Origin of the sequence: Alienimonas sp. DA493 (assembly GCF_043951915.1) — a bacterium.
Lineage (GTDB): Bacteria > Planctomycetota > Planctomycetia > Planctomycetales > Planctomycetaceae > Alienimonas.
In genome coordinates, this window is the sequence record NZ_JBINJD010000042.1 from 1 (window position 1) to 13,648 (window position 13,648).

The 13,648-nt window shown below is 70.7% G+C and carries 11 protein-coding genes; 2 read left to right on the forward strand and 9 right to left on the reverse strand.

The features are described 5' to 3' along the window. Nucleotides 1-106 precede the first annotated feature (106 nt). The 4 genes from ACG2DA_RS08650 to ACG2DA_RS08665 form a co-directional block, all read right to left on the reverse strand. Entirely contained in the window at nt 107-898 is a 792-nt protein-coding gene (locus ACG2DA_RS08650) for a hypothetical protein (RefSeq protein ID WP_395255170.1), read from the reverse strand. 85 nt (nt 899-983) lie between these two features. Then, the gene (locus tag ACG2DA_RS08655; protein ID WP_395255171.1) at nt 984-2,240 is read right to left on the reverse strand and encodes a hypothetical protein; all 1,257 of its coding nucleotides are present in this window, start codon (nt 2,238-2,240) and stop codon (nt 984-986) included. Then, the gene (locus tag ACG2DA_RS08660; RefSeq protein WP_395255172.1) at nt 2,237-3,211 is read right to left on the reverse strand and encodes an aspartate carbamoyltransferase catalytic subunit; all 975 of its coding nucleotides are present in this window, start codon (nt 3,209-3,211) and stop codon (nt 2,237-2,239) included. The genes ACG2DA_RS08655 and ACG2DA_RS08660 overlap by 4 nt, the downstream gene beginning before the upstream one ends. 10 nt (nt 3,212-3,221) lie before the next feature. Then, nucleotides 3,222-4,427 carry a hypothetical protein gene (locus tag ACG2DA_RS08665; RefSeq protein ID WP_395255173.1) on the reverse strand — a complete coding sequence of 402 codons (1,206 nt, stop codon included), beginning with the start codon at nt 4,425-4,427 and terminating at the stop codon, nt 3,222-3,224. A 148-nt stretch (nt 4,428-4,575) separates the two neighbouring features. Here ACG2DA_RS08665 and ACG2DA_RS08670 point away from each other — a divergent pair, with 148 nt between their 5' ends. Next, complete coding sequence (locus ACG2DA_RS08670) at nt 4,576-5,271, forward strand: hypothetical protein (protein ID WP_395255174.1); 696 nt, start codon at nt 4,576-4,578, stop codon at nt 5,269-5,271. On the opposite strand, the gene ACG2DA_RS08675 is transcribed toward ACG2DA_RS08670, so the two are convergent. From ACG2DA_RS08675 to ACG2DA_RS08695, 5 genes are all read right to left on the reverse strand, one after another. Then, nucleotides 5,232-6,119 (reverse strand): DUF1080 domain-containing protein, encoded by an 888-nt coding sequence (locus ACG2DA_RS08675; protein WP_395255175.1) that lies wholly within the window; start codon nt 6,117-6,119, stop codon nt 5,232-5,234. The two genes, ACG2DA_RS08670 and ACG2DA_RS08675, sit on opposite strands and share 40 nt — an antisense overlap. Then, nucleotides 6,116-7,229, reverse strand: a protein-coding gene (prfB, locus tag ACG2DA_RS08680; protein WP_395255176.1) for a peptide chain release factor 2 whose coding sequence is annotated in 2 segments (ribosomal slippage) — nt 6,116-7,159 and nt 7,161-7,229 — 1,113 coding nt in all. Because the reading frame shifts where the segments join, the coding sequence is not laid out codon by codon here. Before prfB ends, ACG2DA_RS08675 begins: the two co-directional genes overlap by 4 nt. Before the next feature lie 168 nt (nt 7,230-7,397). After that, nucleotides 7,398-8,708, reverse strand: coding sequence for a UDP-glucose dehydrogenase family protein (locus ACG2DA_RS08685; protein WP_395255177.1), 1,311 nt, complete (start codon nt 8,706-8,708; stop codon nt 7,398-7,400). A 202-nt stretch (nt 8,709-8,910) separates the two neighbouring features. Beyond that, nucleotides 8,911-11,772: a DNA gyrase subunit A gene (gene gyrA, locus ACG2DA_RS08690; RefSeq protein ID WP_395255178.1), complete on the reverse strand. Its 2,862-nt coding sequence runs from the start codon at nt 11,770-11,772 to the stop codon at nt 8,911-8,913. Nucleotides 11,773-12,023: 251 nt separating this feature from the next. Beyond that, nucleotides 12,024-13,133, reverse strand: a complete 1,110-nt coding sequence (locus ACG2DA_RS08695; protein WP_395255179.1) for a DUF1559 domain-containing protein — start codon at nt 13,131-13,133, stop codon at nt 12,024-12,026. A 284-nt stretch (nt 13,134-13,417) separates the two neighbouring features. Between ACG2DA_RS08695 and ACG2DA_RS08700 the strand changes: the two genes are divergently transcribed. Next, on the forward strand, nt 13,418-13,612 hold the full coding sequence (locus ACG2DA_RS08700; protein WP_395255181.1) for a hypothetical protein: 195 nt from the start codon (nt 13,418-13,420) through the stop codon (nt 13,610-13,612). The last annotated feature ends 36 nt before the right edge of the window (nt 13,613-13,648 follow it).

The window sequence follows — 13,648 nt, forward strand, 5'->3', positions numbered from 1 at the left end:
GACGCTCCGCCGGCGGGAACGGTTCTGTTCCCTCATGGTCATTTGAGAGCTCCGCCCCCAGGGTCGCTCCGGGGCGCTGACGCCCCCGGCCGCCCGGCCGCCTCGTTCAGAAGCTCGGGCCGCCGGCCGGGGCTCCGCCGCCGCCGCCGCCGGCACGCGGGGCCGCCGTGGGGGCGCCCACTTCGAGGGTTTGCAGCATCAGGTCGCGCGGTTCGCCGAACTCCGGGCCGATCATCGCCTCCTCGGGCATCACCAACGCGACGATCACCTTCCGGCCGCCGGCGTCGTAGACGTACAGTTCGACGCGGTGGATCTGCTCGTCGCCGAACTCGCCAACCAGGGGCGACGGCGTCGTGCGGTACTGCACCGGCCGGGCGAACGGCTCCGAGCTGGTCGGGAAGGTCATCGGCTTGAATTGCTCCAGCTCCGGCGTGGGCAGGTTCATCGCCCGTGCGAAACGGTCCGTCACCTCCTCCACGAAGCGGTCCGGCTCCAGGTTCGGGGCGACCGGGTCGTCCTCGAGGTTCCGCGAGTCCAGCACGTACAGCCACCGGTTGCCGGCCTGCTCCCCGGCGCCCGGCAGCGGCCCCTTCCACGCCCCCTTCAGTCCCGGCAGCGGGTCGAGCAGGTAGGTCGGCTGTCGCGGATCGGCCGGCGGGACGAAGTACTCGTCCTCCAACTGCTCCTGGGTCGGCTCGGGCGGGGCCGAGACCTCCGAGAACCCACGCGGCGGCCGCAGCGTGATTCCCGCGTACTGCCACGGGGCCGCCAGCGCGGCGTCGAGAGCCTGCCGCTGTTCGAAATAGGGGACGGTGTTGCCCCGGAAGTCCGCCAGATATTCGGCGTCGCCGCACCCCGCCGCGGCGAAAACCAACAGGAGACAACAGGGAACGCGCATGCGGGGCCGACCGGAACGGGATTGAAGAACCGCGATCATCCGCCTCGGGCCCGCGGCGGGTCAACCGGCCGGCGGCCCGGCAGCGCTACGGGGCGGGAAAGCCGCCGCGTTCGAAGACGACGCGGCCGCCCAGGAGCGTGTGCGTCACCCGCCCCCGCAGCCGTCGGCCGGCCAGCGGCGTGCGGGCCACCGGCACGGCGAGCGTCGCCGGGTCGCAGACGTCCTCCGCCCCGGGATCGAACAGCGTCAAATCGGCGGGCGCGCCGGCGGCGAGGGACGGCTCCGGCTGTCCCAGGATCGCCGCGGGCCCGGTGGTGAACCGCGCGATCCGCGACGGCAGCCCGTCGACGCCCAGCGCGGTCAGTGCGGCGGCGAAGGCGGTCTCGAACGCCTCGAACCCCGGCGGGGCGGCCAACAGGTCCACCGGATCCAGCAACCCCGGGTCGGGCCGGTGCCCGGCGGTCAGGGCGGTGATCGTCGGCCCTTCGACTCCGCTTTTCAGGGTCAACTCGACCAGAACCCGCCGGTCCGCGTCGGTGCGGAAGGGGGGATCCACCCGGCCCGCCGGATCGAACCCGCGCAGCGACCGTTCGTCGCAGAGCAAATGGGCCGTGACGATCGCGGCGCTGACCTGCGGCGGTTGGCGGAGCGTCTCCTCGCGGAACGCCTCGACCGTCATCGCAGCCCCGCCGTCCGAGAGAGCCGTGAAATGCAGCCGGCCGCCCGTGGTTCGGGCCAGTTCGATCCCGCGGTGGACGGCGATCCGCTCCGCCGCCGCGGGCACGCCGAACAGCCCCTGCTCCGCCGCGATCCGTCCCGCCGCGGCGACGCCGCCCTCGCTGAGGGCCGGGTCCCGCGGGAGGTCGAACACCGACCGATCCAGCATTGCTGCGTACAGCAGGCCGCGGCGGAGCAACTCGGCGTCGCCGTGCGGCTCCGGCCCGTCGCCGAACGCCACGGCGCCGACCTCCGCCGCGTCGCCCAACTCCGCCAAACGACGGGTGCCCGGGACGGTCAGCGGCGCGATCCGCAGCAGGCGGGGGCACGGACCGTCGAAGTCGCGGGCCCGCCGGGCGGTGCCGAACGCCGCGACGGTCGTGTACCCGCCCGCCAGCGCCTGCCGGGCGAAGCGCTGATCGACGCCGGCGGTGGGGGCGACCGCGTGCGGTTCGACGAAGCCGGGGCAGACGACCAATCCCGCGGCGTCCAGCGTGTCGTCCGCCGCGCCGCCCGGCGGGTCGATCAAGCGGCCGTCGCGAACCCACAGATCGCGGACGTCGTCGGTTCCGGAGGCGGGATCGATCACCCGTCCGCCGGCGATTCGCAGCGTGCGGGCGCTCATCGCCGGCCCTCCATCAACGTCGCCAGGCAGGCCATGCGGATGAACACGCCGTTGGCGACCTGCTTCAAGATCAGCGACCGCGGCCCGTCCGCCACCTCGCTGCTGAGTTCGATGCCGCGGTTGATCGGCCCCGGGGCCAGCACCCACGGGTCGCGGCCGCTGCGATTCAACCGGGCCTGCGTCATGCCGAACAGCCGGTAGTACTCCGCCGGGCTGGGGAAGAAGGCCCCGCGCTGGCGTTCGAACTGCACCCGCAGGAGGTTCACCGCGTCGCTCTGGGCGAGAGCCTCGTCGAGGTCGGTGAAGAACTCCGCCCCCGGCAGGTGGCGGGGGAGCAGCGTGGAGGGCCCGCACACCAGCACCCGGGCGCCCAGCGCCCGCAGACCGTGGATGTTCGAGCGGGCCACGCGGCTGTGCAGGATGTCGCCGACGACGGTGACCGTTTTCCCCGCCAGATCGCCTCGCCCGTCCTGGGAGAACGCGTCCCGCAGGCTGAGCAGGTCGATCAGGGCCTGGGTGGGGTGTTCGTGGGTGCCGTCGCCGGCGTTCAGCAGGCCGCAGGTGACGAACTCCCGCAGCCGGTGCGGCACCCCGGGGGAGCCGTGGCGAATGACCATCAGATCGACGCCGAGGGCCTCGATCGTGCGGACGGTGTCCGCGACGGTCTCCCCCTTCGCCACGCTGGAGCCGACTTCGGTGAACTCGACCGTCTCCGCCCCCAGCCGCTTCGCCGCCAGCCGAAAGCTGTTGCGGGTGCGGGTGGAGTTTTCGAAGAACAGGTTGCCGACGGTCGCCCCCGCCAGCGGGGACGGCAGGTCGCCGGCTTCGCTGAGCCGGCGGTACTCCACCGCCCGGTCGAGCAGCAGGGTGACGTCCTCCCCGCTCATCCCCGCCAGGCCGACGAGGTGCCGCCGATCCCACGGTTCCGCGGGCAGTTCGTCAGCGGCAGCGGTGGGCGAGGGGTCCGACACGTCCGGGACGTTACCGGCCGAACTCCGGCACCGCGACCCGACGGACGGCGGGAACGGGGGCGATCTCCGACGGCGGCGGCGCGGCCGATTCCGTCGGCTCCGTCGTCACGATCGGCGCCGGCGAAACGGCCGGCGGGGCGGTCCCGGACGGGGGTTCGGCGGGAACGGGGTCCGGGGCGCCGGCCGCCCCCACGATCCCGGCGAGGGCGAACCCGCAGGCCGTCGCCCAGCCGGCGGTCCGCACCGGGGAGAACGGCGGACGCACCGGTCGCAGGCGTTCGACGACCTCCGCGAAGGAGCCCGGGGCCCCCGCCCCCGACGAACCGAACGAGGGATGTCCGGTGAGCGCGTCGATCAGTTCGGCCAGCGGCGCCGGGGCGTCGGGGGCGAGCTCGCCGATCGGCGCCAGCGGCGGCCCGCCGATCCCCACGGTGCCGAACCGCCGCGGAGCCAGCAGGAACGGCGGCCGGCCGGTCAGCGCCCCCCACAGCAGGGCGGCGAACGCCCGCAGGTCTTCGTCCGTGCCGAACGACGGCGGCCCCTCCGTCGGCTCCGCCCACCCGCCGCGGGACCGGTCTGCCGTCCGCGGCGGCAACAGCGGGGCGAGGCCGCAATCGACCAGAACCGGCCCCGCCGGCCCGAGCCGGACGTTGTGAGCGTGAATCTCGCCGTGGATCACCCCGGCCGCCTCCGCCGCGGCGAGTCCGCCGGCGAGGGTGCGGGCCAGCGCCAGGGCCTCCTCGCCGGTGAACCGCCCCCGGGCCGCCAGCCGGGCCGCCAGCGTGCCGCCCGCCGCCGGAGCCGCGACCGCCCAGACAGCTTCGCCCTCGCCGCCGCCCGCCACAGCGTGCGGGACGACGACGGCCGGGTGGGGAACCTTCGTTTGGGTGAGGCGTTCGAGCGCCTCCGTGCGGTCCCCGCAGCGCTTCAGCACGGCCGGGCCGGCGGGCCCGGTCGCGGTGCGGGTGCGAGGGCCGAGGGAGCCGGTGACGAGGCGCCCGCCGACCCGCAGGTCGGCGTCGCGGCCGTCGGTCAACGCCGCAATCTGATAGTCGGTCAGAGCGCCGGCCGCGTGCAGGCGATCGAGCCAGAGCAGGTCGCCCGCCGGCACCTCCGACAGTCGCCGCACCGCCCGGCCCAAGCGCCTTGCACGCTCGCCCAGTCGCCGGTCGAGGGCGGCGAGGCGGGCGGCCAATTCGGGCGGGGGAGCCGGCATGGCCCGGGTTTTCGCACCCGAAGGGTCTCGGGGGCCAGACCGAATCCCGCCTTGACCGCCGGGCGCCGGCGCGGTGCAACGGGGATTCCGTACCGCTTCACGCTCGGGGGCTGACGCCCCCCGCTTGCCCTTCGTTCCGTGGCTCCGCATGCCTGAACCCGTCGACGTTCCGGTGTTCGGCGCGGAGCGGGCCGTGCGGCGCTGGGCGGCGACGTACCGCTCGGACGCGGTGCGGTTCGTTTGGGCGGAGAATCTCGACGCGGCGGCGGAGCCGACGGTTTGCGTGGCCCTCGAACGGTTCCCGGAGGAGTGGGGCCCCGCGGCGGTGCGGCGACTGCTGGACCGGTTCCCGCTGTCGGCCTGGGTCGTGGCCTGCGGCGCCTGGGCGAACGGCGGGGCCCGGACCGGCTCTCCCTGGCCGGTGGCGCTTCGCTGCGTTGAGGCGGAAGCGGCCCGACGAACGCTCGCTGCGGTGCGGGGCGGGCTTTCGCCTGGCCCGCTGGCGGACGACCCCCCGGCACCGAGCCCGCCGTCCGGCGTCGGCCCGGTGCGGGTCGTGAGCCCGGACCGGGCGTTCCGAGACAGCGCGGAGCGGCTGCTCGGCGGGACCGGGGCGACGCCGTGGGAAGCTTGGGACCTCGACCTCTGGGACGACCGCCGGGCCGCGGCGCTAACTCGCTCCCGTCTCTCCGCCCCCGGCCGGGTGCGGGTGGGTCTCACCTCCTTCGAAGGCCGGACGCGAACGCCCGGCTTGGGCACGGTGGTGCGGAAGTGGGACCCGCCGGAGGTCGTCTGGGCGGCGGTTCAGTCGCTCTCGGTCGCCCCGTCCGCATCCAGCGACTGAATGCGGAGGTTGCGGAAGCTCACGTCCGTCGTCGGGTCGTGCCCTTGCAGGACGATGAAGCCCGGGTCGTCCCGGCGGCCCTTGCGGGGGTTCGGGTCGGGGTCGCGTTCGTCGGTGAAGTCCGTGACCTGCAGGCCGTTCACCCAGGTCGCCATGCGGTTGCCGACGGCGACGAGAGTCACGTGAAACCACTCGCCGTCGTTCGCATTGACGTAGCGGGCGGGCTGCCGGCGGAAGATGCCGCCGGTGCCGAAGCCGTCGCCGTAGTCGTCCGGGTCCGTCCGCCCGCCGGGGCCGAGCGTGTTCTGCAGCTGCATCTCGTAGCCGTTCGACGGGGCGTCCGCGGTCGGCTCCATCGTGCGGAAGAAGATGCCGGAGTTGCTGTCCGGCGAGTTCAGTTTCACCTCCGCCTGGAGGACGAAGTCGCCGTACTGCTGCGGGCTCTGCATGAAGCCGAGGCCGCCCTTGATGCGGAGGACGCCATCTTCGAGCGTCGTCTCGGCCTTGCTGCCGTCGACGGGGGTGAAGGCGGCGAGGTCCAGCGGCGCCGTCTCGGGACGAAACTCTGTCACCTGCCCGTCCCGCAGGACCGCGACGGCCCCCTCGGCGACGGCCGCTTCGGGGATCGGAACGACGATTCCGTCGGCGTCCTCCGGCAGCGGGGTCGGTTCGGCGGACAGCGCCTGTTCGATCTCCGTGGGAACGGCGTCGGGCGCGTCGACCGGCTCGGAGGTCGGGGCTTCGGCCGGCCCGTCGACGGCGTCGCCATCGGAGCAACCGACGAGCGTCGTCATCAACGCCCCCGCGAAGCCGCAGGCGAGCGTCGCGGATTTGAAGGAAACGTTCATTCCCCGATGCTCCAGCGAAGGTAGGCGTCGATGAAGGGTTGGAGTTCGCCGTCAATCACCGCGTCCGGGTTGGTGGCCCGGAAGTTGGTGCGGGTGTCTTTGGCGAAGCGGTCCGGGTGGAGGACGTAGTTGCGGATCGTTTCGCCGCCGAAGCCGATCTTGGACTTCTCGCCGCGGCGGGCGGCGTTGTCCGCCTCGCGCTTTTCGACTTCCATCTGGTAGAGCTTCGCCTCCAGCATTTTGCGGGCGTGGGCCCGGTTCTGGTGCTGGCTGCGCTGGCTTTGGCACTGCACGACGGTGCCGGTCGGCAGGTGGGTCAGGCGGATGGCGGACTCCGTCTTGTTGACGTGCTGCCCGCCGGCCCCGCCGGCCCGCATGGTGTCCTCGCGGACGTCCTGGGCGTAGTCCACGTCCACCTTGATCTCGTCGCCGAGGTCCGGGGTGACGTCCACGGCGGCAAAGCTCGTCTGCCGCCGGCCGGCGCCGTCGAAGGGGCTGATGCGGATCAGCCGGTGCTGGCCGCTTTCACCTTTCAGATAGCCGAAGGCGTGATCGCCGGAGACCCGCAGGATGGCGCTGCGGATGCCGGCCTCCTCCGCCTCGGAGGATTCGACCAGTTCAATCTTGTAGCCCTCGCGCTCGCCCCAGCGCTGGTACATGCGGAGCAGCATCGCGGCCCAGTCGGCGGCGTCGGTGCCGCCCTCGCCGGCCTGAATCTGCACGAAGGCGTCGCAGCGGTCCTCCGGGGCGCTCATCACCTGCCGGAGCTCCATCGCGTCGGTTTTTCGCTCCAGCTCGGCGATCATCTCCCGCAGGTCGCCGGAGAGGGCTTCGGCCTCCTCCGGGTCCTCGGCGGCGAGTTCGAGGTACGCCTCGGCGTCGCCGCGCAATTCGAGCAGTTCGTCCAGGGGCTTGAGCACCCCCTGCACGTTGGAGAGCCGTTTGACGACCTTCTGCGCCGCCTCCTGGTCGTCCCAGAAGGTCGGGGCGGCCATCTCCGCGTTGATCTCCTTCACCTGTGCGGTCAGAGCCGCGTGGTCAAAGGGAGTCCTTCAAGTTGGTGATGCGAGCGAACACCGCGTCGGCGCGGGCGGCGAGGTCCTGGTCCATGACCGGGGAGGAGTGAGGGGTGAGGAGTAAGGGGTGAGGAGTGTGTGCGGGACGACGCCGGCTGTCGAGCCGTTCGTACCCGCTCTCTGACGGCAAACGGGCGAGCGAGGCGACGGGCCCGTCTCCTCACCCCTGACTCCTCACTCAATACTCTCCACTCGTCGCCCCTCACCCACCGGCCGACAGGCCGATGCCCTCGTAGGTGAAGCCGGCCTCGGCCATGTCGGCCGGGTCGAACAGGTTGCGGCCGTCGAGGATCACCGGGGCGGCCATCGTGTGCTTGAGGAACTGGAAGTCCGGGTTGCGGAACTCGTTCCACTCCGTGCAGATGCAGAGCAGGTCGGCGCCGCGGGCGGCGTCGTAGTGGTGCTCGCCGTAGGTCAGCTTGTCGCCGTAGATCGCGCGGACGTTCTCCTCGGCGACCGGGTCGTGCACCTGCACGGCGGCGCCGGCCTCCAGCAGGGCGTCGATCAGCACCAGCGCCGGGGCCTCGCGGATGTCGTCCGTGCGGGGTTTGAAGGCGAGCCCCCACACGGCGATCGTTTTGCCGGACAGGTCCTCGCCGAGATGCCGCTTCACCTTGTCGAACAGGACGTGCTTCTGGCGGTCGTTCACCTCGTCGACGGCGGCGAGGATGCGGGGCTCCACGCCGGTGTCCTCGGCGACCCGCATCAGGGCCCGGACGTCCTTCGGGAAGCAGCTCCCGCCGTAGCCGACGCCGGGGAACAGGAAGGAGAACCCGATCCGCTGATCGTGTCCGATGCCGCGCCGCACGCTGTTCACGTCGGCCCCGACGCGCTCGCAGAGGTTGGCCATCTCGTTGATGAACGAAATCTTCGTCGCCAGCAGGCAGTTGGCGACATACTTCGTCATCTCGGCGCTCTCCCAGCCCATCGACAGGAAGGGGCGCTCCGTCCGCAGGAAGGGGCGGTAGAGGTCGTGCAGAACTTCGGTCACCTCCGGCCGCATCGCGCCGACGACCACGCGGTCCGGCTTGGTGAAGTCGTCGACCGCGGCGCCTTCCTTCAGGAACTCCGGGTTGCTGGCGACGTCCACGTCGCGGCCGGTGAGCTCCTTCAGGCGGGCGGCGACCTTGCGGTTCGTGCCGACCGGGACCGTGGACTTCACCACCACGATCGCGTCGTCGGCCAGCAGCGGGGCAATCGTCTCGACGCTCTTGAATAGGGCCGTGAGGTTCGCCCGGCCGTCGTCCCCCTGCGGGGTGCCGACGCCGATGAACACGCACTTGGCCTCCGGGATGGCGGCTTCGGGGTCGGTGGTGAACTTCAGCCGGCCGGCGGCGTGGTTCCGCTTGACCAGTTCGGTCAGGCCGGGCTCGTAGATCGGGATGACGCCCTCATTCAGGCCGGCGACCTTCTTCTCGTCGATGTCCAGACAGGTCACGCCGTTGCCGCTCTCGGCGAAACAGGTGCCGGTGACGAGGCCGACGTAGCCGGTCCCGATCATCGCAATTTTCACGGCGCTTCAAGCCGCGGGGCCGCGGCGGTAAGAGGTTGTCGGTGTTCGGAAGGCACAATGGCCCGACGCCGAGCGAAGTGCAACGAGTTCCCGGCCGCCGACTGAACCGGGCGGTCCGCCGGTCGAACGGTGTGGGATGAAGCGGAAGTTCGGGGTCGGAGCGGAACGGCAACGCGATCCGCCACCGCCCCGACCGCGGCCGTCACGCCTCGGACCCGTCTGCGGAGTCGTCCGCAGAGTCGTCCGTCGGGGGCGGAACCTGCACCGGTTCGCCGACGGGTTCCTCGAGGGCGGGCTCGACCACGCCGCCTTCCGCCGCGGCGGCTTCGGCGTCGGTCAGTTCCGGCTCGACGAGGTCGGCGGGGATGCGGGCGACGGAGGCGAGGGCGTCGCCCTCGTCGAGGCGGATGCAGCGCACGCCCTGGGCGTTGCGGCCGGTCTCGCGGATGTCGCGGGCCCGGATCCGCTGGATCTTGCCGGCGGCGGTCATCATCAGCACCTCGTCGTCGCCGGCGACGGCGGCGATCGAGATCACCGGCCCGGTCTTCGCCGTCACCTTGAGGTCCCGCAGCCCCTTCCCGCCCCGCTTCTGGCGGCGGTAGCGGGCGTTGGAGGAGGTCACGGGGGCGTCCTCGGCGTCCTCGTCGTCGCTGCCGGCCTCGGCGTCGGCGTCCGCGTCCTCCGGTTCGTCGGGCAGTTCGCCCAGGCCGAAGGGGGTGCGTTTGCCGAGGCCCTTCTCGGAGAGCGTGAGCAACCGCAGGTCCGGCTCGGCGACGACCAGGCCGACGACCTCGTCGCCCTCGGACAGGTTGATGCCCCGCACGCCGCGGGTGGCCCGGCCCATCGGACGGGCGTCCTCGTGGGAGAAGCGGATGCTCATGCCGGACTTCGTGGCGAGCACCACGTCGTCCGCCTCGGCCCCCTTCCCGCCGACGATGCGGACGTCGATCAGTTCGTCCCCCTCCTCGAGGTTGATGGCGATGATCCCGCCCCGCAGCGGCCGGCCGTAGGCGCTCAGGGCCGTCTTCTTCACCGTCCCGTTGCGGGTCGCCATGATCAGGAACTGATCGTCCGGGAACTCGCCGACGTTCAGGCAGTTGGCGACCGTCTCTCCCGCGTCGGAGAGTTGGAGCAGGTTGACCAGCGCCCGGCCCTTCGCGGTGCGGGAGCCGAACGGCAGGTCGTAGACCTTCCGCCAGTAGACCTTGCCCTTATCGGTGAAGAACAGCAGCCAGTCGTGGGTGCTGGAGACGAACAGGTGCTCGACGGGGTCCTCCTCGTCCGACTTCGCCCCCCGGATCCCCTTCCCGCCGCGGTTCTGAGCCTGATAAACGCTCAGCGGCGTCCGCTTCACGTAGCCGCGGGCGGAGATGGTCACGACCATCGGCTCCTCGGCGATCAGATCGCCGATGTCCACGTTGCCGAGTTCCGTCGGGTCGATCTCGGTCCGGCGTTCGTCGCCGTACTTCTCGGCGAGCTCGACCATGTCCTCCCGCACGACGGCCCGCAGATGGGCCTCGTCGGAGAGTAGGCGGAGGTACTCGCGGATGTTCTCGATCAGCTCCGCGTACTCCCCGCCGAGCTGCTCCCGTTCCAGGTTCGCCAGACTGCCGAGCTGCATCGAGACGATCGCGTCCGCCTGCTTGCGGGAGAGCGAATAGGTCTCCGCGACGCCCTTCTCCTCGACGAACAGGTCGAAGCCGTCGCCGAGAGCCCGCTCGATCAGTTCGCTGGCCACCTGGATCTCCTGCAGGCGGTTCCGGGCCTCCTCCCGGCTGGGCGAAGCCCGGATCGTCTTAATGACCTCGTCGATGTCCACCTGGGCGATCAGGAGGCCTTCGACGGTGTGCTTACGGGCCTTGGCGGCGGCGAGCTGGTACTCCGTCCGCCGCCGGGTCACGTCGACCCGGTGCCGGACGAACTCCAGCAGGATCTCCCGCAGACCGAGCGTCTGCGGCCGCTGGCCGACGAGGGCCAGCAGGATCACGGAGACCGTCGTCTGCAGTGGGCTGTACTTGAACAGCTGATTGAGGACGACGTCGCGGTCGGCGTCCCGCTTCAGGTCGATGTGAATCTCGGCCCGCCACGGCGGCGTCTTGCGGTCCGTGAAGTCCGTGACGCGGCTGATGCCCTCGACGCGTCCCTCCTTGGCGACCTGCTCCAGCTTCTCGCGGATGCGGTCGCGGGTCTCCATGTAGGGGATCTCGGTGACGACGATCGTCTCCTGCCGCCCCTTCGTCTCGAACTTCGTGCGGGCCCGCAGCGTGAGGGTGCTGCGGCCGGTCTTGTAGCCCTGCAGGATGCCCATGCGGCCGCAGATCACCCCGCCGGTGGGGAAGTCCGGGCCGGGGATGTATTCCATCAACGCCTCGGCCGTGAGGTCGGGGTCGTCGATCAGCGCCGCCACGCCCCGGCAGACCTCGCCGAGGTTGTGCGGGGGGATGCTCGTCGCCATGCCGACGGCGATGCCGGTGCTGCCGTTGACCAGCAGGTTCGGATACCGGCTGGGCAGAACCGTCGGTTCCTCGTATTTGCCGTCGTAGTTGTCGGCGAAATCGACGGTGTCTTTGTCGAGGTCCCGCAGCATCTCCGTGGCCAGCGGGGCGAGCTTGGCCTCGGTGTACCGCATCTGGGCGGGCGGCAGGCCGGCGAGGGAGCCGAAGTTGCCCTGCTTGGCGATCAGTTCGCCCCGCATCACCCACGGCTGGGCCATGCGGGCCAGCGTGGGATAGATCGCCCCGTCGCCGTGCGGGTGGTACCGCTTCATCGTCTCCCCGACGATGCCGGCGCACTTGGTCGTGCTGCCGCCGGGGTTGAGGTTCAGGTCCCGCATCGCCACGAGGATGCGGCGCTGGGAGGGTTTGAGCCCGTCCCGCACGTCCGGCAGGGCCCGGCTGACGATCACGCTCATCGCGTACGTCAGGTAGCTGGTCCGCATCTCGTCCTGAATGTCGAGCGGCCGCACGTCGCCGACGTTGCCCATCAGGGCGGGGTCGGGCGTCGGTTCGACGATTTCATCCCCGGTCAGGGCGTCCTGTGAACTCTCGGGGGTCTCGTCAGCCAACGCGGGCGCTCACATAGATAAGGAGAAGCGGCAGGGTCGCCCATTCTAACCAGGGGACCGCAAACCTCAACGGCGGCAACGGCTTGCGACACCGGCGCCCATGACGACGGGCGACCTGCTCCTGCCTCCCGCATTACCGAGGCGGTGCGACGCCTACCCTCTGCGCAAAGCGACGTCCCGCCGCGTCGGTCGCGGCGGGACGTCGCAGGAATCAGGGATGCCGGACGCGAACTATGCGGCCTGCCGACGAGTCAGAATGCGTCGGCTGCGACGCTTTCTCCGCCGTTGACCGAACCCAAAGCGCCCCAGACGCCGTACGGGCTTTCCCCGGTGATCGTGTCGTTGTGGGCGGACATGTCCCATGTCAGATCTCCGGTGTCGACGGTCTCGCTGACGAACTGGACGGAGCCGTCGCCCATCACGACCTGGACGCCGCCGCTATGGGCGCTGCCGGCGGTGAGCACCATCCCGCCGCCGGTGTGCGCGTCGCTGTTCTCTGCGCAACTGGGCCCATTCGGCGGGATGATCGTGTTGAAGCCGTGGAACAGCGGGCCGGAGGCGTACCGTCCGCCGCGGAAGTTGTTGACGTTGCCCGCGCCGTTCCAGTCGAACTGCACGCCTGGGAGGTAGAAGCCCGGGTTCTGCGGGTCGGACACGGCGTCGATGCAATTCTCCTGCACGTTGTTGAAGATCGCGTCGCCGAGGTTTGCGACCGCGAGGCCGCCGAAGGCCCGGCCGCCGTCCCATCGAGGACCGATCTCGCCGACCAGAATCGTGCCCGTGGTGCCGTCTTTGAGGTCCCGCAACCCCCTCACCGCACGGTGGGCGAAGGCGCCGCGACGGTTCCGCGCGTTCGTGCTGAAGTGCGTGCGTCCGTTGTCGCCGTAGCAGAGGCCGTAGTTCGTGTCGCCGGACGACAGCGTGTCGGTGTGCGGCACCCCGTCGGAGGGACAGAGCAGCGTGGTGACCTGCACGTTGTACGGGCCGTCCCAAGTCGCCCCCTGCCCGGTCCGCTCCGCCTTGATACGAGTCCACAACGGTTCCTGGTCGAGGTACGGCAAGAGCGAGGGGAATCCACTCGCGCGGCGGTTGGCGGCCCACCCGGCGCCGGTCCCGCCCCCGTTGCCGATCGGCAGCGTCTTGAAGGTGCCGTGGTAGTTGTGCATCGCCAGACCGATCTGCTTGAGATTGTTCTGGCACTGGCTGCGTCGGGCGGCCTCTCTCGCCTGTTGCACGGCGGGCAACAGCAGGCTGACCAAGATGGCGATGATCGCAATGACCACCAGCAGTTCGATCAGTGTGAAGCCGAAACGTCGGGTGTCTTTTCTGGACGCTTCCCGAGCTGTGGGGAGTTGTTGCACAGGTTTTCTTCCGAAGAGGGGGAGGACTGGAGTTCGCCCCCCGCGTACCCAGAACGGGTCTGCGATGAGGCAACACCGAGACGGGAATTCGCCGGTGCCGACCATCACGCATCAATCTCCGCTTGTCAATAATCCGTTCCTCACGGCCTCTGGGCATTGGGTATTCCTCGATTCTGGGGCAGAAACCGAGACCAACCAGGATGGACCTGCTACGCTCCCCCTCATTCGGATCGGAAACCTCCGCTCCATCGACTGCTCAGCATCACGCCCCGCCGGAGTGACTCGTGTCTTCCTGTCTCCCGTTCAGCGTCCGCACGATCTGCGGGTTCGCACTCGCCCTATCCGTCGCCGGTTTCCCGATGGTTTTCGCCGGCTGCGATTCCGGCCCGGAGGGCATGGGCGACGGCATGCCCTCCAAGGAAGAGATCATCGAAGCGAACAAAGCCCTGGACGGCGAAGGCGAGGGCTATCGGGATTAGCTGTTGCTTCCGAACTAAGCGAGAACGTCAACCCGA

Coding starts and splice junctions, on each gene's coding strand:
- ACG2DA_RS08650 (WP_395255170.1), bottom strand. CDS start 898: ATGCGCGTTCCCTGTTGTCTCCTGTTGGTTTTCGCCGCGGCGGGGTGC.
- ACG2DA_RS08655 (WP_395255171.1), bottom strand. CDS start 2,240: ATGAGCGCCCGCACGCTGCGAATCGCCGGCGGACGGGTGATCGATCCC.
- ACG2DA_RS08665 (WP_395255173.1), bottom strand. CDS start 4,427: ATGCCGGCTCCCCCGCCCGAATTGGCCGCCCGCCTCGCCGCCCTCGAC.
- ACG2DA_RS08675 (WP_395255175.1), bottom strand. CDS start 6,119: ATGAACGTTTCCTTCAAATCCGCGACGCTCGCCTGCGGCTTCGCGGGG.
- ACG2DA_RS08670 (WP_395255174.1), top strand. CDS start 4,576: ATGCCTGAACCCGTCGACGTTCCGGTGTTCGGCGCGGAGCGGGCCGTG.